This window comes from Sphaerisporangium sp. NPDC005289 (assembly GCF_040607455.1).
Classification (GTDB): Bacteria; Actinomycetota; Actinomycetes; order Streptosporangiales; family Streptosporangiaceae; genus Sphaerisporangium; species Sphaerisporangium rhizosphaerae.
On record NZ_JBEXGS010000005.1, the window covers coordinates 360023 to 383110 of the forward strand.

22 protein-coding genes are annotated in these 23088 nt (G+C 72.6%); 12 read left to right on the top strand and 10 right to left on the bottom strand.

What is annotated here, in order from left to right; genetic code table 11:
• The first annotated feature begins 63 nt into the window (after positions 1 to 63).
• The 5 genes from ABZT47_RS12265 (at position 64) to ABZT47_RS12285 (ending at position 5366) form a co-directional block, all read left to right on the top strand.
• Positions 64 to 837 (top strand): LytTR family DNA-binding domain-containing protein, encoded by a 774-nt coding sequence (locus ABZT47_RS12265; RefSeq protein WP_354839562.1) that lies wholly within the window; start codon positions 64 to 66, stop codon positions 835 to 837.
• Entirely contained in the window at positions 834 to 1334 is a 501-nt protein-coding gene (locus tag ABZT47_RS12270; RefSeq protein ID WP_354839564.1) for a hypothetical protein, read from the top strand. Before ABZT47_RS12265 ends, ABZT47_RS12270 begins: the two co-directional genes overlap by 4 nt.
• A 55-nt stretch (positions 1335 to 1389) precedes the next feature.
• Positions 1390 to 3204, top strand: coding sequence for a cation acetate symporter (locus ABZT47_RS12275; protein WP_354839567.1), 1815 nt, complete (start codon positions 1390 to 1392; stop codon positions 3202 to 3204).
• Positions 3205 to 3430: 226 nt separating this feature from the next.
• Entirely contained in the window at positions 3431 to 3763 is a 333-nt protein-coding gene (locus tag ABZT47_RS12280) for a DUF485 domain-containing protein (RefSeq protein WP_354839570.1), read from the top strand.
• Positions 3756 to 5366 (top strand): cation acetate symporter, encoded by a 1611-nt coding sequence (locus tag ABZT47_RS12285; RefSeq protein ID WP_354839573.1) that lies wholly within the window; start codon positions 3756 to 3758, stop codon positions 5364 to 5366. The genes ABZT47_RS12280 and ABZT47_RS12285 overlap by 8 nt, the downstream gene beginning before the upstream one ends.
• Before the next feature lie 131 nt (positions 5367 to 5497).
• On the opposite strand, the gene ABZT47_RS12290 is transcribed toward ABZT47_RS12285, so the two are convergent.
• From ABZT47_RS12290 to ABZT47_RS12300, 3 genes are all read right to left on the bottom strand, one after another.
• Entirely contained in the window at positions 5498 to 6715 is a 1218-nt protein-coding gene (locus ABZT47_RS12290; RefSeq protein WP_354839576.1) for a sulfite oxidase, read from the bottom strand.
• 116 nt (positions 6716 to 6831) lie between these two features.
• A complete protein-coding gene (gene polX, locus ABZT47_RS12295; protein ID WP_354839579.1) occupies positions 6832 to 8520 on the bottom strand; it encodes a DNA polymerase/3'-5' exonuclease PolX in 1689 nt (562 codons plus the stop codon).
• A 129-nt stretch (positions 8521 to 8649) separates the two neighbouring features.
• The gene (locus tag ABZT47_RS12300) at positions 8650 to 9624 is read right to left on the bottom strand and encodes an aldo/keto reductase (protein ID WP_354839582.1); all 975 of its coding nucleotides are present in this window, start codon (positions 9622 to 9624) and stop codon (positions 8650 to 8652) included.
• Positions 9625 to 9789: 165 nt separating this feature from the next.
• Here ABZT47_RS12300 and ABZT47_RS12305 point away from each other — a divergent pair, with 165 nt between their 5' ends.
• Complete coding sequence (locus ABZT47_RS12305; RefSeq protein ID WP_354839585.1) at positions 9790 to 10290, top strand: glyoxalase; 501 nt, start codon at positions 9790 to 9792, stop codon at positions 10288 to 10290.
• A 53-nt stretch (positions 10291 to 10343) separates the two neighbouring features.
• Here ABZT47_RS12305 and ABZT47_RS12310 read toward each other — a convergent pair whose 3' ends face one another.
• The 4 genes from ABZT47_RS12310 to ABZT47_RS12325 all read right to left on the bottom strand — a co-directional run bounded on the left by ABZT47_RS12310 (position 10344) and on the right by ABZT47_RS12325 (position 13889).
• Positions 10344 to 11282 carry an asparaginase gene (locus ABZT47_RS12310; RefSeq protein ID WP_354839588.1) on the bottom strand — a complete coding sequence of 313 codons (939 nt, stop codon included), beginning with the start codon at positions 11280 to 11282 and terminating at the stop codon, positions 10344 to 10346.
• A gap of 44 nt (positions 11283 to 11326) precedes the next feature.
• Entirely contained in the window at positions 11327 to 12181 is an 855-nt protein-coding gene (locus tag ABZT47_RS12315) for an amino acid ABC transporter permease (protein WP_354839591.1), read from the bottom strand.
• An 82-nt stretch (positions 12182 to 12263) separates the two neighbouring features.
• Complete coding sequence (locus ABZT47_RS12320; protein WP_354839594.1) at positions 12264 to 12908, bottom strand: amino acid ABC transporter permease; 645 nt, start codon at positions 12906 to 12908, stop codon at positions 12264 to 12266.
• A 12-nt stretch (positions 12909 to 12920) separates the two neighbouring features.
• Positions 12921 to 13889 carry a glutamate ABC transporter substrate-binding protein gene (locus ABZT47_RS12325; RefSeq protein ID WP_354839597.1) on the bottom strand — a complete coding sequence of 323 codons (969 nt, stop codon included), beginning with the start codon at positions 13887 to 13889 and terminating at the stop codon, positions 12921 to 12923.
• 112 nt (positions 13890 to 14001) lie between these two features.
• Between ABZT47_RS12325 and ABZT47_RS12330 the strand changes: the two genes are divergently transcribed.
• A complete protein-coding gene (locus ABZT47_RS12330) occupies positions 14002 to 15147 on the top strand; it encodes an ROK family protein (protein WP_354839600.1) in 1146 nt (381 codons plus the stop codon).
• Between the two features lie 59 nt (positions 15148 to 15206).
• On the opposite strand, the gene ABZT47_RS12335 is transcribed toward ABZT47_RS12330, so the two are convergent.
• Together ABZT47_RS12335 and ABZT47_RS12340 are read right to left on the bottom strand one after the other, a co-directional pair.
• Positions 15207 to 16181, bottom strand: coding sequence for a magnesium transporter CorA family protein (locus ABZT47_RS12335; protein ID WP_354839603.1), 975 nt, complete (start codon positions 16179 to 16181; stop codon positions 15207 to 15209).
• 23 nt (positions 16182 to 16204) lie between these two features.
• The gene (locus ABZT47_RS12340; protein ID WP_354839606.1) at positions 16205 to 16534 is read right to left on the bottom strand and encodes a spore germination protein GerW family protein; all 330 of its coding nucleotides are present in this window, start codon (positions 16532 to 16534) and stop codon (positions 16205 to 16207) included.
• A gap of 93 nt (positions 16535 to 16627) precedes the next feature.
• Here ABZT47_RS12340 and ABZT47_RS12345 point away from each other — a divergent pair, with 93 nt between their 5' ends.
• Positions 16628 to 17593 carry a GNAT family N-acetyltransferase gene (locus tag ABZT47_RS12345; protein ID WP_354839609.1) on the top strand — a complete coding sequence of 322 codons (966 nt, stop codon included), beginning with the start codon at positions 16628 to 16630 and terminating at the stop codon, positions 17591 to 17593.
• Here the strand turns inward: ABZT47_RS12345 and ABZT47_RS12350 are convergent.
• Positions 17590 to 18990: an MFS transporter gene (locus ABZT47_RS12350; protein ID WP_354839612.1), complete on the bottom strand. Its 1401-nt coding sequence runs from the start codon at positions 18988 to 18990 to the stop codon at positions 17590 to 17592. The two genes, ABZT47_RS12345 and ABZT47_RS12350, sit on opposite strands and share 4 nt — an antisense overlap.
• Before the next feature lie 103 nt (positions 18991 to 19093).
• Here ABZT47_RS12350 and ABZT47_RS12355 point away from each other — a divergent pair, with 103 nt between their 5' ends.
• The 4 genes from ABZT47_RS12355 to ABZT47_RS12370 all read left to right on the top strand — a co-directional run bounded on the left by ABZT47_RS12355 (position 19094) and on the right by ABZT47_RS12370 (position 23023).
• Positions 19094 to 19951, top strand: coding sequence for a helix-turn-helix transcriptional regulator (locus ABZT47_RS12355; protein ID WP_354839614.1), 858 nt, complete (start codon positions 19094 to 19096; stop codon positions 19949 to 19951).
• Between the two features lie 163 nt (positions 19952 to 20114).
• Positions 20115 to 21272 (top strand): LacI family DNA-binding transcriptional regulator, encoded by a 1158-nt coding sequence (locus ABZT47_RS12360; protein ID WP_354839616.1) that lies wholly within the window; start codon positions 20115 to 20117, stop codon positions 21270 to 21272.
• Positions 21273 to 21274: 2 nt separating this feature from the next.
• Positions 21275 to 22201, top strand: a complete 927-nt coding sequence (locus ABZT47_RS12365; RefSeq protein ID WP_354839732.1) for a sugar ABC transporter permease — start codon at positions 21275 to 21277, stop codon at positions 22199 to 22201.
• Positions 22202 to 22204: 3 nt separating this feature from the next.
• A complete protein-coding gene (locus ABZT47_RS12370; RefSeq protein ID WP_354839619.1) occupies positions 22205 to 23023 on the top strand; it encodes a carbohydrate ABC transporter permease in 819 nt (272 codons plus the stop codon).
• Positions 23024 to 23088 lie beyond the last annotated feature (65 nt).

Here is a 23088-nt window from a genome sequence, read left to right on the forward strand (position 1 = left end):
CTTTCGCCAGGTCGGCGCCCCGGTTCGGCGGCCCCTGGGCGAGTCAGGGTGAGTGGCGGTGAGGTGACGGGCCTGCGCGTGCTCGCGGTGGACGACGAGCAGCCGGCGCTTGAGGACCTGGCGTACCTGCTGCGCGCCGATCCCCGCATCGGCGAGGTCGCCCTGGCCCGCGACGGCGCGTCGGCGCTGAAGATGCTCGACCGCGCCATGGCCGACGGCAGGCCGGTCGAGGCGGTCTTCCTGGACATCCGCATGCGCGGCCTGGACGGCGTCGTGCTCGGCCGCCTGCTGGCCCAGTTCGCCCGGCCGCCGCGCGTGGTGTTCGTCACCGCCTACGAAGAGCACGCGGTGGACGCCTTCGAGATCAAGGCCGAGGACTACCTGCTCAAGCCGGTGCGTCCTGAGCGGCTCGCCGAGGCCATCCGCAGGGTCTGCGCCGGCATCCCGGGCGGTCCGGGCGCCGGGGAGGAGGCCGCGCGTCCGGCGCCCGAGGGCGACACCATCCCGGTCGAGCTGGCCGGGGTGACCCGGTTCGTCGCCAGCTCCGACGTCCGCTACGTCGAGGCCCAGGGCGACTACGCGCGCCTGCACACCGCGAGCGGCAGCCACCTGGTGCGCATCCCGCTGGCCGCGCTGGAGGAGCGCTGGGCCGGCGCCGGGTTCATCCGCGTGCACCGCAGCCACCTGGTCGCGGTCAAGCACATCGACGAGCTGCACATCGACTCCGGCCGCTGCACGGTGCGCATCGGCGACACCGAGATCCCGGTCAGCCGCCGCCACACCCGCGAGCTGCGCGACCTGCTCGTCCGCCGCGCCAGGAAAGGCCGCGCCGAGTGACCGCCGACCGGGAGCCGCGCGAGGAACGGCCGCGCGGAGTGAGCGCCGACCGCGAGCCGTCCCCGCCGGCCTCCGCTCGCGGGGACCGGCCGCAGGACGGCGGGTGGCGGCGCATCGCCCCGAAGGTCCCCGAACGGCCGCGGCGGCAGGTGGTCACCAGCCCGCGCACCACCGCCGCCCGCAGGCCCCGCCAGCCCGTCACCCGGGAGATCGACGAGCAGACCAGCCTCGGCGAGGTCTACATGCGCTCGCTGGTGCGCACCCAGTTCCGGCTGGCGCTGTTCGTCTGCACGGTGCTGTCGTGCGTCATCGGCGGCCTGCCGCTGCTGTTCCTGCTGGTCCCCGGCCTGCGCGAGGTGCGCCTGCTCGGCGTGCCGCTGCCGTGGCTGGTGCTGGCCGGGCTCATCTACCCGGCGTTCGTGGCCGGCGCCTGGCTGTACGTCCGCCAGGCCGAGCGCAACGAGCGCCACTTCGCCGACCTGGTCGAGCGCCGGTGACCGGCCGCGCCGCCGGTTGTGCCGGGGACAGCTCCGGGAAACACCGACCCCGGACATGCCGGGGTGGCGGTCTCCGGCGGCGCACCTCGGCGGCGCCGGCTCCGGCGAGCCCGACCTCCGTCCGGGCGGGAGCACGGCGCTGAACGCCGGGCTCGGGGTGGCGGCGGTGGTGGTGGTCATGGTGGCCGCCGTCCTTATCGGGGCCTTCGGCCTGCGGCTCTCGCGCACCACCTCCGACTTCTACGTCGCCTCGCGCACCGTCTCGCCGCTGTGGAACGCCTCGGCGATCGGCGGGGAGTACCTCTCGGCGGCCTCCTTCCTCGGCATCGCCGGCCTGATCCTCGCCTACGGGGCCGACATGCTGTGGCTCCCGGTCGGCTGGACCGGCGGCTACCTGGTGCTGCTGGTGCTGGTGTCGGCGCCGCTGCGCCGCTCGGGCGCCTACACGCTGCCCGACTTCGCCGAGGCCAGGCTGGAGTCGATGGCCGTGCGGCGCATGGCGAGCGTCCTGGTGGTGCTGATCGGCTGGCTGTACCTGATGCCGCAGTTCCAGAGCGCCGGCCTGGTGCTGCGCACGATCACCGGCGGCCCCGCGTGGGTGGGCGGCCTGCTCGTGGCCGTCGTCGTCGCGGTCAACGTCCTGTCCGGCGGGATGCGCTCGATCACCTTCGTCCAGGCCTTCCAGTACTGGCTGAAGCTGACCGCCCTCGCCCTGCCCGTGGTGTTCCTGCTGTTCGCCTGGTACGCGCACGGCAGGCCCGCGCCCGAGGGGGACGCGCCTCCGGTGTTCGCCGCCCCGGTCACCGTGACGATGGGCGTCGACGTCACCATCGGCGTCCAGCGGCCGGTCGAGGTCACCGCGAAGGGCCGGGTGGACGGCCGCGTCCTGCGGGGGGAGCGCCTCACGCTGGCGCCCGGCCCGCACACCGTCACCGCCGACACGACGCTCGGCTTCCCGGCCGGGGCCCTGGTGCCGCACGCCGAGAACCTGCCGGTGCTGACCGACCACGAGTGGGCGCTGCCCCTGCACGGCCGGGAGCACCCGCTGTACGCGACCTACTCGCTCATCCTGGCCACCTTCCTCGGCACCATGGGACTGCCGCACGTCCTGGTGCGCTTCTACACCAACCCCGACGGGCGGGCCGCCCGCCGGACGACCCTGGTGGTGCTGACCCTGCTCGGGGCCTTCTACCTGCTGCCCGCCATCTACGGCGCGCTCGGCCGCCTCTACACCCCCGAGCTGCTGATGACCGGCCGCACCGACGCGGTGGTGCTCACCCTGCCCGCGCGCCTGGTCGGCGGGACGGCGGGCGAGGTGCTCGGCGCGCTGGTCACGGCCGGGGCGTTCGCCGCGTTCCTGTCCACCTCCTCCGGGCTCGCGGTGTCGGTGGCGGGCGTCATCGGCCAGGACATCCTGCGTGGGGGAGTGCAGTCGTTCCGCGCCGCCACGCTGATGGCGGTGGCCGTGCCGCTGGTGCTGGCGACCTCCGCCCGATCTCTCGCCGTCGCCGACGTGGTCGGCCTGGCCTTCGCGGTGGCCGCGTCCTCCTTCTGCCCGCTGCTGGTGCTCGGCATCTGGTGGCGGCGGCTGAGCGCCGCGGGGGCGATGGCCGGTCTGCTCACCGGCGGCGGCCTGGCCAGCGCGGCCGTGATCGCGGTCATCACCGGCGGCCCGTACACCGGCTGGACCGGGGCGCTGCTGGCCCAGCCGGCGGCCTGGACGGTGCCGATCTCCTTCGCCGTCATGATCGTCGTGTCGCTGCTGACGCCCGGGGGCGTCCCGCGCGGCGTCGCCCGCACGATGGTGCGGCTGCACACGCCCGAGACGCTCGACGTCAACCGCGGCGACTGGCGGCCGCGCTCCACCTGAGCCCTACCTGAGCCCCACCTCAGCCCCACCTGAGCCCCACCTGAGCTTCGCCGGGGCCAGGGGCGGGCGACCATTCGTCGCAGGGATCGCGCCTTTGGGCGCAGGTCCGCGCCAGATGAGCGATCCTTCGGTACGACTTGGCGACCGCATGCCCCGCACCCCTGCGCAGCGGCGGGTGGGTGCTTCTACGGTATGGCGTGATTCAGATCACAACGTTGGAGGTCTCGTGACCACTCGACAAGACGAGTCGTCCGAATACGAACAGGTGCAGGCCGGCGCCGATTTCCAGGAGTTGCGCCGCCGTTACCGCAGTTGGGCGTTCCCGGTGACGATCGCCTTCCTGGCCTGGTACCTGCTTTACGTGATCCTGTCCGGCTGGGCGCGCGGGTTCATGGGCACCAAGGTCTTCGGCAACGTCAACGTGGCGCTGATCTTCGGCGTGCTGCAGTTCGTGTCGACGTTCCTGATCGCGTGGGCGTACGCCCGGCATGCCGACAAGAAGCTCGACCCGCTGTCGGGCAAGCTGCGCGACGAGATGGAGACCACGACCCATGAGTGACCACGCGCTGTCGATCACCCTTTTCGTGATCTTCGTCGCCGCGACGCTGGGCATCACGTTCTGGGCGAGCCGCAACACCAAGAGCGCCACCGACTACTACGCGGGCGGACGCTCGTTCACCGGTGTGCAGAACGGCCTGGCCATCGGCGGCGACTACATGTCGGCCGCGTCCTTCCTCGGCATCGCGGGCATCATCGCGCTGTCGGGCTACGACGGGTTCCTCTACTCGATCGGCTTCCTGGTCGCCTGGCTGGTGGCGCTGCTGCTCGTCGCCGAGCTGATGCGCAACTCCGGCAAGTTCACGATGGCCGACGTGCTGGCCTTCCGGATGAGCCCGCGCCCGGTGCGCACGGCCGCCGGCGTGTCGACGATCACGGTCAGCATCTTCTACCTGCTGGCCCAGATGGTCGGCGCGGGCGCGCTGGTCGGCCTGCTGTTCGGCATCACCTCCGACGCCGGCAAGATCGGCACCATCGTGGTGGTCGGCCTGCTGATGATCATCTACGTGGTCGTCGGCGGCATGAAGGGCACCACCTGGGTGCAGATCGTCAAGGCCGTGCTGCTGATGACCGGCGCCGCCCTGGTGACCCTGCTGGTGCTCGGCCACTTCGGGTTCAACCTGTCGAGCCTGCTCGGCAACGCGGCCCAGCAGAGCGGCAAGGGCGACGCCTTCCTCAACCCGGGCCTGAAGTACGGCGTCGAGGCCAAGGGCCTGGTCAGCAAGCTCGACCTGATCAGCCTCGGCCTGGCCCTGGTGCTCGGCACCGCCGGCCTGCCGCACATCCTGATCCGCTTCTACACCGTGCCGACCGCCAGGGACGCCCGCAAGTCGGTCCTGTGGGGCATCGGCATCATCGGCGTGTTCTACCTGCTCACCCTCGTGCTCGGCTTCGGCGCCGCCGCGCTGGTCGGCAGCAAGGCCATCGCCGCGCAGAACAAGGCGGGCAACACGGCGGCTCCGCAGCTGGCGCAGAAGGTCGGCCAGCTCATCTTCGGCGACGTCGGCGGCACGATCCTGCTCGCGGTCATCGCCGCGGTGGCGTTCGCGACGATCCTCGCCGTGGTGGCGGGCCTGACGCTGGCCTCCTCCTCCAGCTTCGCCCACGACCTGTACGCGCACGTCTTCAAGCGGGGCAACGCCACCGAGCAGCAGGAGATCAAGGTCGCCCGCATCGCCGCCTTCGCCATCGGCGCGGTGTCGATCGTCCTGGGCATCTTCGCGCAGAACCTGAACGTGGCCTTCCTGGTCGCGCTCGCCTTCGCGGTCGCGGCCTCGGGCAACCTGCCCGCGATCCTCTACAGCCTGTTCTGGAAGCGGTTCAACACCGCGGGCGCGGTCTCGGCCATCTACGGCGGCCTGGCGTCGGCCGTGCTGCTGGTGATCTTCTCGCCGGTGGTGTCGGGCACGCCGACCTCGCTGTTCCCCGGCGCGGCCTTCAACTGGTTCCCGCTGGAGAACCCCGGCCTGGTCTCGATCCCGATCGGCTTCCTGGCCGGCTACATCGGGACGGTGCTCAGCAAGGAGTACAACGCGGCCAAGTACGCCGAGATCGAGGTGCGGTCGCTCACCGGCGCCGGCGCCGAGAAGGCGACCGGCCACTGAGAACCCTCCGGGGTGGCGCCTTCGGGTGCCTCCCCGGAGCGCTGGGGACATCCTCCCTCAGCCGCCCCGGCCGCGGGTCCGCCCCCAGGAAGACCCCGGCCGGGCTTCGCCGCGGGCGCCCGGCGCCCGTTTCAGGAGATGACCGTCACCGGGTGCTGGACGACGCCGTCGAAGTGGTAGCCCAGCATGTTGAACCGCGCCCGCGCCGGCTGGGTGGCCCCGGTCTCGTCGACGGCCCTGGCCATCAGGATGTGCGCCCCCGGCAGCCTCGGTACCCAGGCCAGGTGCCAGGGCGCCCACGCCCGCGCCGGGCGGGGCCCGCGGGTCTCGGCGCGCTGCCAGCTCAGGCCGCCGTCCACGCTCACCTCGACCCGGACGACGCGGCCGCCCCCCGACCACGAGCGGCCGCGCAGGATGTGCTGCCGCCCGGCCCGCAGCGTGGCGCCCCACGGCAGCTCGAAGGCGCTCTTGACCACCTGGTCGCTCAGCGGGGCGCCGCCGGGCGGGTGGCCGGGCCCGAACATGCGGTAGAAGCGGGTGTTCCACGGCGAGGAGAGCGCGGTGGTGGCGACCTCGACGTCGCCGAGCCACTTGATCGAGGCCACGCCGCTCCAGCCGGGCACCACCAGGCGGGCGGGGAACCCGTGGTCGGGCGGCAGCGGCCTGCCGTTCATCTCGTAGGCCACCAGCACGTCCGACAGCGCCTTGGCGATGGGCAGCGGACGGCGCACGTGCCCGTGGTCGACGCCGTCCTCGACGTACACCGGGTCGAGGCCCCGCGGCATGACGTCGACCGCGTCGGCGCGCACCCCGGCCAGGTCCAGCAGCGTCGACAGCGGCACGCCGCGCCACCGGGCGACGCCGATGGCGCCGAGCCGCCACGGGATGCCCGCCATGCGCTGGTCCTGCTGGAGGTCGAAGAAGGCCCGCCCGTTGCCGGCGCACTCGATGGCGACGTCCGCGGTCGTCGCGGGCAGGGCCAGCAGGTCCTCGTAGGTCAGGGTGCGGGGGGCGCGCAGCCCGTCCCCGTGCAGCCGCAGCCGCCAGGTACGCGCGTCGATGAGCGGCGTGGCGGTGTGGTTACGGACGAAGAAGCGGTCGTTCGGGGTGTGGTACCCCTGACCGTGCATGGCCTCCCAGCGGGTCTCGGCGCTGGAGCCGTAGGTGATGAACAGGTCGGGCGGCAGCGGCTTGACGATGGGCCCCGGCGCCGCGGGGAACGCCGCCGGCGCCTCCGCGGGGGGCGCTGAGGGCGCGCGGCGCATCCGGGGGACCGGCGCGGGGCTCCTCGCGTGTCCCGGGGCGGGTCTGGTCCTGGTGGCCTCGCCGGTCCGGTCTTCGAGTTCCATGGGGGACCCCCGTCCGGTCGAACTTGTACCAATTTCCTACCAGAAAACCATGTTATAGGTCCAGTCTACTCCGCGCGCGCCTCCGGCGGGAGGCCCCCGGGCGCGGAGCGGGGCGCTCAGTCGCGCCCGAGGAACTCCAGCAGCCGGTCCAGCGGCCAGGTGTTGATCACGTCGTCGCCGGTCAGCCCCGCCCGCTGGGCGATGCCGACGCCGAAGCGCAGATTGTCCATGTGCGGCACGGCGTGGGAGTCGCTGTCGATGCTGAACCGGACCCCGTGGTGGCGGGCCAGCCGCACCAGGTCGGAGGGCAGATCGGCGCGGTCGGGATAGGCGTCGATCTCCAGCGCCGTCCCTGTGCGGGCCGCCGCCGCGAAGACGGCCTCCCAGTCGGCGTCCACCGGCGGGCGCTTGCCGATCTTGCGGGTGGTCGGATGGCCGATGACGTGCACGTGCGGGTTCTCGCAGGCGGCGACGAACCGGCGGGTCATCTCCTCGCGCGACTGGGTGAAGTGCGAGTGCACCGAGGCCACGCAGATGTCGAAGCCCGAGAGCACCTCCGCCGGCCAGTCGACCGTGCCGTCGGGCGCGATGTTGAGCTCGGTGCCGTGCAGCAGCCGCATGCCCGGGTGCTCGTCCTGGAGCCGGCGCAGCCGCTCGCGCTGCTCCAGCATCTTCTCCAAGGTCATCCGCTGCATGAACAGGTTCGGCGCGTGGTCGGTCACCGCGTAGTAGGCGTACCCGCGCCGCGCCGCCGCCGCGACCATCTCTTCCAGTGTCGCGATGCCGTCGGTCAGGTCGGTGTGGGTGTGCAGGTCGCCCTTGAGGTCCGAAAGCGTGACCAGCTCGGGCAGCGCGCCGCGCAGGGCCGCCTCGACCTCCCCGCCGTCCTCGCGCAGCGGGGGCGGCACCCACTGCATGCCGAGCGCCGCGTAGATGTCCTCCTCGGACTTGGCGGCGATCACCGTCTCGCCCTCGAACAGGCCGTACTCCGACAGCTTCCAGCCGCGCTTGACGCACATCTCGCGCAACCGCACGTTGTGCTCCTTGGAACCGGTGAAGTACTGCATCGCCGCGCCCCACGACTCGGCGGGCACCAGGCGGAGGTCCACCTGGAGGCCCTGCGTCGTGCGCACCGAGGTCTTCAGCGCCCCGCTCGCGATGACCTCCGCCACGTACGGCTGCGCCTTGAAGTCGGCCATCAGCGACTCGGGGCCCACCGCGAGGACGTCGATGTCGCCGACCGTCTCTTTCATGCGGCGCAGCGACCCGGCGAAGGCGATCTGCTCGGCGGCCGGGAGCGAGGCGATGACCCGCTCGGCCAGCTCCATCGCCACCCCGGCGTGCACCCGCTCGCCGGCCCGCCTGAGCTGCTCGATGCCCTTGAGGAGGTTCTCCTCGGTCTTGGCGCCGAACCCGCGAAGGCCCGCGAGCCGGCCCTGCTCGATCGCCTCCGCCAGCGCCTCGGGCGAGTCGATGCCGAGTTCGCGGAAGAGGAACACGGCCTTCTTGGGCCCGAGGGAGGCGATGCGCGTGAGCTGGCGCACCCCCTCGGGCACCTCGGCGCGCAGGGCGTCGAGCTGGCGGAAGCTGCCCCGCTGCAGGAACTCCTCGACCTTCTTCGCGATCGCCTCGCCGACGCCGGGCACCTCGCGGACGTTCACCCGCGAGATGTCCCCGGGATGGCCGGCGATGGCCTTGGCGGCCTTCTGGTAGCTGCGCACCCGGAAGGCGTCGCCGCCGGTCATCGCGAAAAGATCGGCATACTCCTCAAGCGCCGCCGCAGCGGCGTCGTTGGCCCGCCCCATGGGGGCCAGCTTACGAAGGCCCCCCGACAATTCCGCCCCCGGGACCCGCCGACGCGCCTTGGGCCTTCGCATGGACGAGCCCGCCTCCCGAAGGAAGGCGGGCTCGAGGGACGTTCCGCGCGTGCGGCGTCAGTGGATCACCGAGCGGGTGATGTAGGGCTCGGCGAGGTGGGTCAGTTCCTCTTCGGTGAGCTTCAGCTCGACCGCCGCGACGGCGTCGTCCAGGTGGTGCTCCTTGGTCGCGCCGACGATCGGGGCGGTCACGCCGGGCTGGGAGAGCAGCCAGGCCAGCGCCACCCGTGCCGCGGGGACGCCGCGCTTGCCCGCCGTCTCGGCCACCCGGGTGAGGACCTCGGCGTCGCCCGGCCCGCCGTACAGGTGCTCGATGCGCCAGTCGACGCCCGAGCGCGTCGTCCCCTCCTGCGGCACGTCCGCCCGCGCCAGCAGCCCGCGCGCCAGCGGGCTCCACGGGATCAGCCCGACCCCCTGGTCCAGGCAGAGCGGGATCATCTCCCGCTCCTCCTCCCGGTAGAGGAGGTTGTAGTGGTTCTGCATGGTCACGAACTTCGTCCAGCCGTTGACCTCGGCCACGTGCTGGGCCTTGGCGAACTGCCAGGCGTACATGGTGGAGGCGCCGATGTAGCGCGCCTTGCCCGACCGCACGACGTCGTGCAGCGCCTCCATGGTCTCCTCGATGGGGGTGAAGTCGTCCCACCGGTGGATCTGGTACAGGTCCACGTGGTCGGTGCCGAGCCGCCGCAGCGAGGCGTCGATGCCGTCCAGGATGTGCTTGCGCGACAGCCCGCCGTTGTTGGGCCCCTTCCCCATGGGGAAGAAGACCTTGGTGGCCAGCACGTAGTCCTCGCGGCGCGGGAAGATCGTGCGCAGCAGCCTGCCGGTGACCTCCTCGCTGGCGCCCTCCGAGTAGGTGTCGGCGGTGTCGAAGAACGTCACGCCCGCCTCGGCGGCCCTGCGCACCAGCGGCTCGCTGTGCTCCTCGTCCAGCACCCAGTCCTGCCAGCGCGCCGGATCCCCGTAGCTCATCATCCCGAGGCAGATGCGCGAAACCTTCAGCCCGGTCGTGCCAAGCCTGACATATTCCATAATCGATCCCTCCTCTTGGACATCTCACCACGAACGCCCGGAAGGTCGGCCACCATCGCCGACCTTCGCGGCATCGCTCCGTGGTACCGGTGACGCCCGGGGCGGGCATGAGACTGATCGCTACCATGGCACGGTCAACATGCCGGGGAAGCCGAGCGAGGTGTCATGACGACCGAAGGTCCGCGAGCGGTGAGCCCCTCCGAGCCGCTACGGCCGGAGCCGCTCCCGTCCCAGCCGGTCCCGTCCGGGCCGGTGTCGTCCGCGGAGAGCGCGGCCGGCGCGGTCGCCGCGGCCACCGCCTTCGGGCTCGGGTTGCACCATGTGCAGCTCGCGTCGCCGCCGGGGGAGGAGGAGGTGTGCCGGGGCTTCTACGTGGGCGTGCTCGGCATGACGGAGGTGGACAAGCCGCCGGAGCTGGCCGCCCGGGGCGGGCTGTGGGTGCGCGCGGACGCGCTGGAGATCCACCTGGGGGTCGAGCAGGACTTCCGGCCGGCGCTCAAGGCGCATCCCGGCATCCTGGTGGCCGACCTGGACGCGCTGGCCGAACGGCTCACCGCCCACGGCGTCGCCGTCACCTGGGACGACGCCTTTCCCGGGTACCGCCGCTTCTACGCCGCCGACTGCCACCGCAACCGCCTGGAGTTCCTCACTCCCCGCACCGGCTGACGCCCGGCCCTCCGTCGCCACCGGCCCCCACCCCCTCCCCGGCCTTCCGCTGATCAGAGGGTGGCGTGGACCTCGCCGACAGGGCGTCCGCCGCCGAGGACGGAGACGGTGGTGAGGGACTCGGCGCCGGCGGTCGCGGCGCCGATCTCCGCCAGGGCGGCCAGGGCGATCGCCGAGGTCGCGCGCGGCCCGCCGTCGATCACCTTGACGGCCACCGCATGCCCCTGCGAGGTGGCGGCCACCAGCACTCCCTCCGCGCCGCCCTTCACCACGGTCCCCGGCAGGGCGCGCATCAGCTCGGTGTTGACGTGCCCGGTGCCCCCGACGTACTCGGGGTGGGCGCGCATGGCGTCGGCCACGGCGCGCTCGGGTGTGCCCTGCGGGGCGATGGCGAGCGCCCGCACGGCGCGGGCCAGGCCGGCCAGGGAGAGCGCGAACAGCGGGGCGCCGCAGCCGTCCACGGCCGTGTGCGGGCTCTTCTCGCCCGACAACCGCTCGACGGCCGAGCGCACCCGCCGCTGGAGGGGGTGGGCGGCGGTGAGGTAGGAGGCGGTGTCCCAGCCCGCGACGGCGCAGGCCATGAGCATCGCCGCGTGTTTGCCCGAACAGTTCATCCGCACCCTGGCGCGGTCCTCACCGGCCCTGACCATGGTGTGCCGGGTGGCCTCGTCCTCGGGCCAGTCGGCGGGGCAACCCAGCGCGGAGGGGTCGAGTCCGGCCTCGGCGAGCATCGCGCGGACCAGTTCGGCGTGGAAGTCCTCGCCGGTGTGGCTCCCGGCGGCGATCGCCAGGCGCGGGCCCGCGAGGGCCGCGCCGGACTCCAGGCAGGCCAGGGCCTGGAAGGGCTTGGCCGAGGACCGGGGGAGCATCGGCTCGTCCACGGCGCCGCGCGCGAGCGCCAGGGCGCCGTCGGGCGCGAGGGCGGCGACGCTGCCGAAGTGGACGCTCTCGGTGAAACCGGACCTGACGACCTCCGCCAGACGCGCGTACATATGGTGCCTTTCTCGAAGGGGAAAAGGGGGGCGGGGGGCGCCGGTCAGGCGTGGAGGGCCGCCTCCGGGGCGCCGGAGGCGGCCGCGGCGGCGCGCCGGGCGGCGCCGGCCTGGCGGGCCTCCAGCGTACGGGCCAGCTTGGACAGCGAGGCGTTGACCACCAGGTACACCAGGGCCACGACGATGTAGGTCTGGATGAGCAGGTGGTTGAAGTTGGCCAGGATCTTGCCGCTGTAGAGCAGTTCGGCGTAGCTGACGACGAAGCCCAGCGAGGTGTCCTTGAGCAGCCCCACCGACTGGCTGACGATGGACGGCAGCACGCGCCGGGCCGCCTGGGGCAGCACGATGAGACGCATGGTCTGCCCGCGCGTCAGCCCGACCGCGAGTCCGGCCTCGCTCTGGCCCCGCTCCACCGACAGGATGCCCGCCCGGAAGATCTCGGCGAAGGCCGCCGCGTTGGACACCGACAGCGGCACCGCGAGCTTCCAGAACAGCGGCAGGTCCAGCCCGTACCGGGGGAGCGCGAACAGCACCACGTAGACCAGCAGCAGCGCCGGGATCGTCCGGACGACCTCGACGTAGCCCCCCGCGGCCCAGCGCACCGGGCGCCGCGGCGACAGCCGCCCGAGCGCGAGCACCAGCCCGCCGGCCATGGCCAGGACGGCGCAGACCGCGGCCGCCAGGACGGTGGACCACAGGCCGCCGAGCAGGTAGCGCCACATCGGCCAGGTGGCGTAGGGCTGCCAGCGGGCGGCGTCGAGCTGGCCGTTGGCGGCGAACTGGCGCACGGCCAGCGCGAGCAGGGCCAGCAGCGCGAGCGCCGTGAGGTAGGTGGCGGCGCGGGTGCGCCGCCGGGCGCGCGGCCCGGGCTCGTCGAACAGCAGGCGGCCGCCGCTCATCGGCGCACCGCCCGCCGGGCCGGGAGCGCGTCCGCTCGGGGGCGGACGGGCGACGCTTCGCGCGAGGCCGAGGTGAGGCCGCTCATCGGTGCACCGCCAGTCTGCGTTCGAGCACGCCGGTGACGAGGCCCGCCAGCGACGACAGCAGCATGTAGGCCACTCCGGCTCCCACGAAGATCGGGATCGGCCGGGCCTCGACGAGGTTGACCCGGTTGGCGGCGGCGGTCAGCTCCACCACGCCGACCGCCGCCGCCAGCGAGGTGTTCATCGTGAGCATGATGAAGATGTTGCCGAGCGGCTGGACGACCGTGCCGAGCGCCTGGGGGAGCACCACGTGGCGCAGCGACCCGGTGAACCCCAGCCCGAGCGCCCGCGCGGCCTCGCCCTGCCCGGAGGGCACGGCGTTGATCCCCGAACGCAGCGCCTCGGCGACGTACGCGGCCTGGTACAGCGCGATCACCACCACGGCCGTCGTGAACAGCCCCGCCTGCACGCCGATCTCCGGCAGCCCGAAGACCGCCAGGATCAGCAGCACCAGCAGCGGGATGTTCTGCAGCGTCTCCACGTAGACCGTCCCCGCCGCGCGCAGCACCGGTACCGGGCTGACGCGCGCGGCGGCGACGAGGGTCCCGGCCACGGACGCGCCCGCGAACGCGAGCAGCGTGAGCTGCAGGGTCACGAGCAGGCCGTCCCACAGCGCCGGGAGGTTGCCGGTCAGGGCGTCCATCGGCGGCGGCGCCTAGGAGCCGGGGACCGAGCCGATGGCCGGCGGCGCCGGCGGCTCGCCCTGCACGACCGTGCCGATGGACTTCTTCCACGCCTCCTGCCACAGCCCGGCGTCCTGGATCTTCTTCAGCCAGTCGTTGACGAACTTCTTCATCTGGTCGTCGCCGTGCTTGAGCCCGATGCCGTAGGGGTCGGTGGTGAACGGCTCGCCGACCACCTGCACCTCGGGGTCGCTCTTGCCGTCGGCGACCAGCAGCGACTGGTCCTGGACGTAGGCGACGCCGCGGTCCTGCTTGAGGGCCTGGATGCACTCGGGGTCGCTGCCGAAGGTCACGATTTTGGCGTTCGGGGCGACCTTCTTGATGGCGGGGATGGCCGGGGTGTTGGCGCCCGCGATGACCGTCTTGCCGTCGAGGTCCTCGGGCTTGGCGATGCCCGTCGTGCCCTTCTTCACCGCGACGGCCAGGCCGGAGGTGTAGTACGGCCCGGCGAAGGCGACCTGCCGGGCGCGCTCGGGAGTGATCGTGTAGGTCTGGAAGACCACGTCCACGGTGCCGTTGGACAGCAGCGCCTCGCGGGTCTCCGACGCCGAGTTGACGATCTTGACGCTGGGCTTGCCGATGATGTACTTGGCCAGCATCTTGCCCAGGTCGGCGTCGAAGCCCTCGACCTGGCCGGTCGCCGGGTTCTGCTGGGAGAGCAGCGGCGCGTCCAGCGAGCCGCCGACGAGCAGCTCGCCGCGCTTCTTGATCGTGTCCATCGTCGAGCCGGCCGGGATGTCGGCGGCCGTCGCGACCGGCGCCGAGGGATAGGGGTCGCCCGCCTGGGCGCCGGCGTCGCCCGCGGGGGCGGGCGGGACGGCGGGCGAGCCGTCGCCGCCGGAGCAGGCCGCCGCCCCGGCCAGCGACGCCACGGCCATGACGGTGAGCGCCGCGCGGCGCGTGCGGGACAGTGCTGAGGCGTTTCCGCGCAGCTGGATCATCACTTACCATCCGACTTCATTCGGAATCGAATTTTGATCGGACGATAGAGGTCGATGTCGGCCGAAGTCAATCGATTGCCGCATTAAGTAACATCGTGGTATTCATCTCGTTGTGTCAGGCAAAGGAGAGCTGCTCCGTCTCGTCGCGCTAGGCCAGGCCGAGTCCCGCGCCGAGCTGGCCCGGCATTCCGGCCTCGCCCCCTCCAGCGTGTCTCTGCGGGTGGAGGAGCTCATCGACGCCGGCCTGCTCCAGGAGGAGGGCGCCGGGCTGTCCACCGGCGGCCGGCGGCCCCGGCGCCTCAAGCTCGCCCCCAAGGCAGGGCTGCTCGCCGTCGCCGACCTCGGCAGCCACCACGCCCGGCTCGGCCTGGTCGACCTCGCCGGCACCCCGCTCGCCGTCGTCGAGCACGCCTGCGACATAGGGGCCGGGGCGGCCCCCACCCTCGACTGGCTCGCCGCCCGGGTCGAGGAGCTCGTCGCCGCCTCCGGCGGCGGCCTGCCGGTGCGGGGCGTCGGCGTCGGGGTCCCCGGCCCGGTCGATCCGGTGGACGGCACGGTGATCTCCCCGTCCCGCATGCCCGGCTGGAACGAGTTCCCCGTCGGCGCCCACCTGGCCGAGCGGTTCGACGTCCCCGTCCTGGTGGAGAACGACGCCAACCTGATGGCCGCGGGCGAGCACCTGGCCTGGCCGGGATGCGCGAACCTGATGGTGCTCAAGGTGGGCACCGGCATTGGCTGCGGCATCATCGCGGACGGCAGGCTGCATCGCGGGCGCGGGGCGGCCGGCGACATCAGCCACGTCAGCGTGCGCGCCGACCGGTCGGTGATGTGCTCCTGCGGGCACTCCGACTGCCTGGAGGCCTACGCCAGCGGCGCCGCGCTGATGGCCGCCCTGGCCGGCCAGGGCATCGAGGTGGACCATCCGGCCCGCATCGCCCGGCTGGCCGCCGACGGCGTCCCCCAGGCCACCAACCTCGTGCGCGGCGCCGGGCGGCTCATCGGCGACGTGCTCACCGCGCTGGTCAACTTCTTCAACCCCGACGCCGTCGTGATCGGGGGCAGCCTGTCGGCGGCCGAGCAGCTCATCGCCGCCGTGCGGGGAGCGGTCTACGAGCGGTGCCTGCCGCTGGCCACGCGCGACCTGCGGATCGACGTCACCCGCGCCGGGCCGAACGCCGCCATCCTCGGCGCGGGGTCGCTGCTGCGCGACGTGGTGCTGTCGGGCGACTGGGTCGAGGAGGCCGCCGCCCGCCCCTGACCGGCCGCTGACCGGCCCGCTGACCGGCCTCGCTTCTGACCGGCCCCGCGCGAGGGCCGCTAGATCCAGTCCTTCTTGCGGAACACGACGTACAGGATCGCCGACGCCACCACGATCAGCAGGCTGGAGGTCCAGAAGCCCTCGGCGTGGGAGAACCCCGGGAAGGGGATGTTCTGCCCGTAGAAGCCGGTGATCAGCGTGGGCACGGCGATGATCGCCGCCCAGCTCGTCACCCGCTTCATGATGTCGTTCATCCGGTAGCCCTGCAGGTTCAGATGGGTCTCGTAGACGTTGCCCACCAGGTCGCGCAGCGACTCGGTCCATTCGGACACCCGCAGCACATGGTCGTAGACGTCCTGGTAGTAGGGCGCCATCTCGGACTCCACCACGCCCAGGTCGCGGCGCATCAGGCTGGTGAGCACCTCGCGCATCGGCAGCACGACCCGCCGGAACCGCACTGTGGTGCGGCGGACGTCGAACATGCGCCGCTGCATGCCCCGGTTGTTGCCGGGCCGCTCGGTGAACAGCCCGTCCTCCAACGCCTCCACCCGGTCGTCGAGCGCCTGCGCGACGTCGAAGTGACCGTCCACCACGTAGTCCAGCAGGGTGTGCAGCAGGAAGGACACCCCATGCCCCGCCTTGCCCGGGCTGGCGTCCCAGCGCGCCGTGATCGCGTCGATGTCGCACGAGTCGTCCGAGCGCACGGTGACCAGCGCGTTCTTGGTCACGAAGACCGAGAGCTCGGTGAGGTGCAGGGCCGTCGCGTCCTCTCCCAGCCGGACGGCGTACAGCGTGAGGAACAGGTGGGTCTCGTAGATGTCCAGCTTGGGCCGCTGATGGGGGTGCAGGACGTCCTCGACGGCCAGCTCGTGCAGCCCGAGCTCCTCGCTGATGACCGCGAGCTTCTCCGGCGTGGGGGACAGCAGGTCGAACCACACGGTCGCCGAGGGGTCCTTGAGGTGCTCGGAGACATCGGCGTAGGGGAACCCCTCGGCCTCCAGAACGCCATTGCGGTACAGGCGGGTGCGCACCATGCCCGCCACCCTAGACCCGCACGTCAAGAGCGGCGCAGACCGGCCCGCAACACGAAGACGATCAGAGCCAGACCGGCGAGGATCTGCGCGCCGAGCACGATGCGGTTGACGTCCACGGCCGGCGCCCACGAAACCTCGCCGTCCCTGACGACGTACGCGCCGACCGGGCGGGCGATCGCGCCGCCGCCCCCGCCCATGCCGCCGCGCACCTGGCTCCCCACGTCGCCCTGGCCGAAACCGCCGCCGGCGCGTACCGAGACCGCCGGGATGACGGTGGCGCCGTCCTTCTCGTACGGCTGCCCGTACACCCGCTGCGCCCCGGAAAGGTGCTCGAAGAACTCCCGCAGTTCCATGCCCGCCTCCGTGATCGAATCGCCTCTAGGGTCATCATGCCTCTCCCGGCCGGCACGCACTCGGGATCGAGCCGGTACGGATAGAAAGGGGATGTGAACGAGCACGAGAACGCGGACGGCGTCCGCCCAGGGGTACCAGGGCCCGGGGACGGCGCCCTCACGCGCGCGTACGAGATCCGCCGGCCGGCGCCGCACGACGCCTCCGCCGTCTACGAGGTGGTGTCGGCCTGCGACACCGCGGTGCTGGGGCATCCCGACATGACGCCCGACGACGTGGCCGACGTGCTGGCCGACCCTGCGCTCGACCTGGAACACGACGCCTGGCTGGTCCTCCGGCGCGAGGACGGCGGCCCGGCCGGCTGGGCGTACGCCCTGCGCCAGGGGGAGGACGTCGTGGAGATCGAGGTCTGCTCCCGCGAGGAGGAGGTCCGGGCCTGGCTGTGGGACACCGTGCTCGACCGCGCCCGGCGCGTCACCGCCGAGATCGCGGTCTACCGGCAGGACGGGGCCAAGCGGGCCGAGGCCGCCGCGCGCGGGTTCGCGCCGGCGACGAGCTTCCACCGGCTGCGCGCCGACCACGCCGAGGTGGAGCCGGGCTCCCTCCCCGGCGTCACCGTCCACCCGGCGGCCGGGTCGGAGGAGCGGATGCGCGCCGCCCACCGCGTCCACCAGGAGGGTTTCGCGGAGCATTTCGGGTTCGTCCCCAAGGAGTACGCCCGCTGGAAGGCCGACTTCGAGGCCTCCAGCACCCACGACTGGTCCCAGCTCCTGCTCGCCGAGGTGGACGGCGTGCCGGCGGCCATGCTGCTCGGGTCGGACATGTTCGCCGCCGACGAGAACTGCGGGTACGTCCGCATCCTGTCGGTGCTGCCGGAGTTCCGCGGCCGGGGGCTCGGCCGGCTGCTGCTCAAGCGGGCCTTCGCCGCCGACGCGCGCCGGGGGAGGGCCGGGACGTACCTGCACGTGGACGCGGGCAACACCACCCCGGCGCTCGACCTGTACCTGTCGGTCGGCATGCGCCCCGTCCTGGCCATCGACGTCTGGCGCCGACCCCTCTAGGAGACGCGGGAGCGGCGCAGCAGGGGCAGCACGCACGCCGCGCCCACCAGTGCGCAGGCGGCCAGGCCGAACCCGGTCACCCCGATCGCGTGCGAGGAAGGGGTGAGGCTCAGGTACAGCGAGCCGAAGGTCGCCACGCCCATCACCTGGCCGAGCTGGAGCGTCGTGGACATCAGCCCGCTCGCGTCCGGCGCGTCCCGCGGCTCCACGCCGGCCAGGGCGACGGTGAACAGCGGGCTGTAGGCCAGCCCGAGACCGGCGCCGGTCACGGCGAGCAGGATCTCCAGCAGCGGCTCGCCCCGGCCGCCGCCGCCGAACACCAGGGACAGGCCCGCGTAGCCGAGGGCCGCGAGCGCGAACCCGGCGAGGATCAGGCCGCGGTGCAGCCGGGCGGGCAGACGCCGCCAGGTGAGGCTCACGACCGCGAACCCCGCCGCGCCGGGCACGAAGGTCAGGCCCGCGCGCAGCGGCCCGTCGCCGATCCCGCCCTGCAGGTGCAGCGCCACGGTGAACAGGAACCCGCCCCAGGTGACCATCGCGAAGAAGACGCCGAGCACGCCGGGGAGCAGGCCGGGGGTGCGCAGGAGCCGGCCGGGCACCAGGGGATGCCGGGCGCGCCGCTCCGCGACGGCGAAGACGCCGAGCAGCGCCACGCCGGCCGCCATCGAGCACCAGCCCCACAGCGGCCAGTGCTGCTCGTGCCCGAGGACCAGGGGGATCACCAGCAGCGACACCGCCGCCGACAGGGAGAGCAGTCCGGGCAGGTCGAGCCCCTGGTCGCGCGGCACGTGGTCGGAGGGCAGCATCCGCGCGCCGGCGGCGAGCAGCGCGAGGCCGATCGGCACGTTGACCAGGAAGACCGGGCGCCACTGGGTGCCGAACAGGTCGGCGGTCACCAGCAGGCCGCCGAGCACCTGCCCGGCGACGATGCCGCCGGCCAGCACCGCCGAGTAGGCGCTGAGCGCCCTGGCCCGCGCGGCGCCCGTGAAGTTGAGCTGGATGATGCTGAGCACCTGGGGCACCATGAAGGCGGCGCCCGCGCCCTGCGCCAGGCGGAACCCGATCAGCGCGCCCTCGGAGCCGGCCAGTCCGCAGGCCAGGGACGCGGCGGTGAACAGGGCCAGGCCGAGCAGGAACATCCGGCGCGGGCCGGACAGGCCGCCCAGCCGGGCCCCGGTGATGAGCAGCATGGCGTAGGCGATGGTGTAGCCGGAGATGATCAGTTGCAGGCCGGAGCCCGAGGCGCCGAGGGCGGCGCGGATCGTCGGGGCGGCGACGTTGACGATCGACACGTCGAGGACGGCCATGAACTGTCCCGCCAGGACCACGGCGAGCGTCCATCCCGGGCCGCGCCGGGACCGCGGGACGGCGGGGGCGAGCGTTGCTACGGAGGTCATGTCAGGAATCGTCGGGCCGTTCCGGTACCGGTAACGAGAGCCTGCCGATCCTGGTAGCGGCACTACCTGGCAAGACGCCGCCCTCCGCGCCATCATGGACCCCGTGACGAGGACGGTTTCCAGGCGGGGTGAGCTCGCGGCGTTCCTGCGCAGCCGGCGTGAGCGCATCGCCCCGGCCGACGTGGGCCTGCCGCCGGGCCTGCGCCGCCGCACGCCGGGGCTGCGGCGCGAGGAGGTGGCCCAGCTCGCCGGGGTCGGCGTCACCTGGTACACCTGGCTGGAGCAGGGCCGGCCGATCAACGCCAGCGTCCAGGTGCTGGACGCCATAGCCCGCACGCTGAGACTCGACACGGCCGAGCGCGAGCACCTCTACCGGCTCGCCGATGTGCCCGAGGTGCCGCAGAACGACAGCTGTGGCCGGCTGGAGCCCGAGGTGCACACCATCCTGGGGAACCTCGACCCGCTCGCGGCCGTGGTCTACAACAGCCGCTACGACGTGCTCGCCTGGAACTCCACCTACGCCCTGCTGTTCCCGGTGCTGGTCGTCGGCGACCCGCCCGAGCGCAACGCCATCTGGCAGTGCTTCACCTGTCCCGAATGCTGCAACCCGGTGCGCAACCTCCAGGACGAGCGCGGTCTCATGGTGGGCATGCTGCGCGCGGCCTTCGGACGCCACCTCGGCGAGCCGTCGTGGGTCGACTTCGTCCGCAGGCTCTCGGCGGCCAGCCCCACCTTCGCCCGGATGTGGGCCAGCCACGACGTGGCCAAGCCGGGCACGCGCATGAAGATCTTCCAGCGGTCCGGCGTCGGCCTGGTCCGCATGGCCTCCACCAGCCTGACCCTGGCCACGCCCCCGGAGACCCGCGTCGTCGTGTACACGCCCATGGACGACGAGAGCCGCGGGCGCATCGAGTGGCTTCGCGCGCACCCGGACGTTGCGGCCGGCGACCACACCCACTGACCGGGGAGAACGACGGCCGGTGCCGGGTCTGTCGTGGTTTATCCGATCGTGACTTGACGGTGGATGTGTCGCGCGGGTTACATGAACCTACCCCCGTAAACGTTTTCAGTGGTCTTCCCGGAGATCTGTAAACGTTTACTTTCCCCCTGGACCGAGGTGACACGTGAGTGACGGGCCTACCATCACGACGATCGCCCAGCGCGCCGGCGTCTCCATCGCCTCGGTGTCGCGCGTCCTCAACGGCCTGCCCACCAAGGCCGAGACCGAGCGGCGGGTGATGAGCGCCGCCCGCGAGCTCGGCTACGTGCCGAACTCGGTGGCCAGGTCGCTGAAGTCCCGCCGCAGCAACCAGCTCGGGTTCGCCATGGCCGACATAGGCAACCCGGTGTACCTGGCGATGATCCGCGAGATCCAGCCCGTGCTGAGGGCGGCCGGCTACCGCCTGGTCCTGCACTCCACCAACGCCGACACCGATGACGAGATCGACGTGCTGCGCGGGCTCGGCGAGCGGTACATCGACGGGCTCATCATGATCCCGCTGCGGGTGACCGGCGAGCACCTGAAGATGTTCGCCGCGGCCCGCGCGCCCGTCGTCGTCATCGGCTCGGTCCCCGAGGGCACCCCGGTCGACAACGTGCGCACCGACTCCCGCGAGGGCGTGCGGCTGGCCGTCGAGCACCTGCACGGGCTCGGCCGCCGGCGCATCGGCTTCGTCAACGGCCCGCTGGACACCGTGCCCGGCGCCGCCCGCGCCGCGGCCTACGCCGAGGCCGTGCGCGAACTCGGCCTGCCGTACGACCCGGCGCTTGCCGAGGTCGGCGACTTCTACCGCGCCGACGGCGCCCGCGCCACCGCCCGGCTGCTCGAACGCGCGCCGGACGTGGACGCGCTGCTGTGCGCCAACGACCTGATCGCGCTCGGCGCACTGGACGTCCTGCGCCGCGAGGGACGCCGGGTGCCGCAGGACGTCGCCGTGGCCGGCATGGACGACACCGACCTGGCCACGCTCGCCTGGCCCCCGCTGACCAGCGTGTCGCTCGGCTCGCCCGAACGCGGCCGCGCCGCCGCCGAGCTGCTGCTGGACCGGCTGGCCAGCAGGGACCGCGAGCCCCGCGTCGTCACCGTCGAGCCCCGCCTGGTCGTCCGCGCCTCCACCGCGGGGGACGACGCCCCTGGCGAGCCGCCCGCCGTAGACGCCTCGACCGTAGACGCCGCGGCTCGCGACACTTCGGCTCGCGACACTTCGGCTCGCGACGTTTCGGCCGTCGACGCCTCCGCCGTCGGAGAGACCGTCGGCGACTCGGGGAGGGAGGCGCCGTGACCATGACCGCGCGGACGACCCGGCGGCCCACGGCGGGCCGGCGCGCCGGCGGCGGCGAGGCCCGGCGCGGGCGCGAGACGCTCGCCCTCATGCTGCCCGCCCTGGTCCCGGTGCTGGTGTTCAGCGTCGGCCCGCTGCTCTACGGCATCTTCCTGGCCTTCACCGACGCCCGCTCCGGGCGCAACTCGGTGACCTCGTTCGTGGGCCTCGCCAACTTCGGCGAACTGTTCGCCGACGGAGACTTCTGGGAGTCCTTCCGCATCGGCCTGGTCTGGGCCGTCTCGGTGACCGTGCTGCAGTTCGCCGCCTCCCTCGGGCTGGCGCTGCTGCTCAACGAGAACCTGCGGTTCCGGGCGTTCGCCCGGGTGCTCGCCCTGGTGCCCTGGGCCATGCCGCCGGTCGTCATCGGCCTGATGTGGCGCCTGGTCTACCACCCGAACGCGGGCATACTCAACAGCGTCCTGCAGCAGGCCGGCCTGCTGGGCCACAACATCGACTGGCTCAACGACTTCTCCATCGCGCTGCCTGCGGTGATCGTCGTCGGCGTGTGGACCGGCATGCCGCAGACCACCGTCGTCCTGCTGGCCGGCCTGCAGAACGTCCCCGGGGAACTGCACGAGGCCGGCCACATGGACGGCGCCTCCACCTTCCGCCGCTTCTGGAGCATCACCCTGCCCCAGCTGCGCCCGATCATCGTCACCATCACCTCGCTGGACTTCGTCTGGAACATCAACCAGTTCGGCCTGGTGTACGTGCTCACCCAGGGCGGCCCCGGCGGGCGGACGCGGCTGCCGATGCTGTTCGCCTACGAGGAGGCGTTCCGCTACGGCTTCTTCGGGTACGCCGCCACGCTCGGCGTCGCCTTCGTCATCGTCGTGCTGGCCCTGCTGAGCCTGTACATCGGCCGGCAACTGCGGGAGGCGGAGTAAGAGATGCGCAGGCCCCTGCAGTACCTCGCCCTGCTGGCCTACATGGTCTTCCTGGCGTTCCCGCTGGTCTGGCTGCTGTCCACGGCGCTGAAGACCTCGCGCGAGATGGCGAGCCTCACCCCGTCGTGGATCCCGCACCACCCCGTGCTGAGCAACTTCGCCGACGCCTTCGCCGAGCAGGACATCGTCGGCAGCGCCCTGCGCAGCCTCGGCGTCGCCGTCGCCACCTCGCTGCTGACGATCGTGCTCGCGCTGCCCGCCGCGTACGCGATGGCCCGCCACCGCTCGCTGCTCAACCGGCTCGCCGTCGGGTGGGTGCTGGTCAGCCAGGTCTTCCCGTTCATCCTGATCATCATCCCGCTGTTCATGGTGCTGCGGACCCTGGACCTGGTCAACACGCTGCCCGGCCTCACCATCGTCCACGTCACCTTCGTCCTGCCGTTCGCGCTGTGGATGCTCCAGGGCTACGTGCGCGCGGTGCCCCGCGAGCTGGAGGAGGCCGCGGCCGTCGACGGCGCCGGGCGGGTGCGCGCCATCGTCCGGGTCGTCGCGCCGCTGCTGGCTCCGGGAGTGGTCGCGACGGCGCTGTTCGCGTTCATCTCCTCCTGGAACGAGTTCCTGTTCGCGCTGGTCGTCCTCAAGGACCCCGGCGTGGCCACGCTGCCCCTGACCCTGGTGAAGTTCACCGGCGCGGAAGGCGTCGTGCGCCTCGGCCCGCTCGCGGCGGCCTCGCTGCTCGCCACGATCCCGAGCCTGGCCTTCTTCGCGATCATCCAGCGGCGGCTGAGATCCGGCCTCATGGCCGGCGCCGTCAAGGGATGACCGGCCATCCTCCGGCCCGAGCCGAGCACCTGCGAGGCGAAGCCCACAGCCACGGCACCCCCTGA

Excerpts from the sequence above, each read along its gene's own strand:
- ABZT47_RS12275 (WP_354839567.1), top strand. The coding sequence starts at position 1,390 with ATGCCGGGGTGGCGGTCTCCGGCGGCGCACCTCGGCGGCGCCGGCTCC.
- ABZT47_RS12285 (WP_354839573.1), top strand. The coding sequence starts at position 3,756 with ATGAGTGACCACGCGCTGTCGATCACCCTTTTCGTGATCTTCGTCGCC.
- ABZT47_RS12290 (WP_354839576.1), bottom strand. The coding sequence starts at position 6,715 with ATGGAACTCGAAGACCGGACCGGCGAGGCCACCAGGACCAGACCCGCC.
- polX (WP_354839579.1), bottom strand. The coding sequence starts at position 8,520 with ATGGGGCGGGCCAACGACGCCGCTGCGGCGGCGCTTGAGGAGTATGCC.
- ABZT47_RS12300 (WP_354839582.1), bottom strand. The coding sequence starts at position 9,624 with ATGGAATATGTCAGGCTTGGCACGACCGGGCTGAAGGTTTCGCGCATC.
- ABZT47_RS12305 (WP_354839585.1), top strand. The coding sequence starts at position 9,790 with ATGACGACCGAAGGTCCGCGAGCGGTGAGCCCCTCCGAGCCGCTACGG.
- ABZT47_RS12310 (WP_354839588.1), bottom strand. The coding sequence starts at position 11,282 with ATGTACGCGCGTCTGGCGGAGGTCGTCAGGTCCGGTTTCACCGAGAGC.
- ABZT47_RS12315 (WP_354839591.1), bottom strand. The coding sequence starts at position 12,181 with ATGAGCGGCGGCCGCCTGCTGTTCGACGAGCCCGGGCCGCGCGCCCGG.
- ABZT47_RS12320 (WP_354839594.1), bottom strand. The coding sequence starts at position 12,908 with ATGGACGCCCTGACCGGCAACCTCCCGGCGCTGTGGGACGGCCTGCTC.
- ABZT47_RS12325 (WP_354839597.1), bottom strand. The coding sequence starts at position 13,889 with ATGATCCAGCTGCGCGGAAACGCCTCAGCACTGTCCCGCACGCGCCGC.
- ABZT47_RS12335 (WP_354839603.1), bottom strand. The coding sequence starts at position 16,181 with ATGGTGCGCACCCGCCTGTACCGCAATGGCGTTCTGGAGGCCGAGGGG.
- ABZT47_RS12340 (WP_354839606.1), bottom strand. The coding sequence starts at position 16,534 with ATGGAACTGCGGGAGTTCTTCGAGCACCTTTCCGGGGCGCAGCGGGTG.
- ABZT47_RS12350 (WP_354839612.1), bottom strand. The coding sequence starts at position 18,990 with ATGACCTCCGTAGCAACGCTCGCCCCCGCCGTCCCGCGGTCCCGGCGC.
- ABZT47_RS12365 (WP_354839732.1), top strand. The coding sequence starts at position 21,275 with ATGACCGCGCGGACGACCCGGCGGCCCACGGCGGGCCGGCGCGCCGGC.
- ABZT47_RS12370 (WP_354839619.1), top strand. The coding sequence starts at position 22,205 with ATGCGCAGGCCCCTGCAGTACCTCGCCCTGCTGGCCTACATGGTCTTC.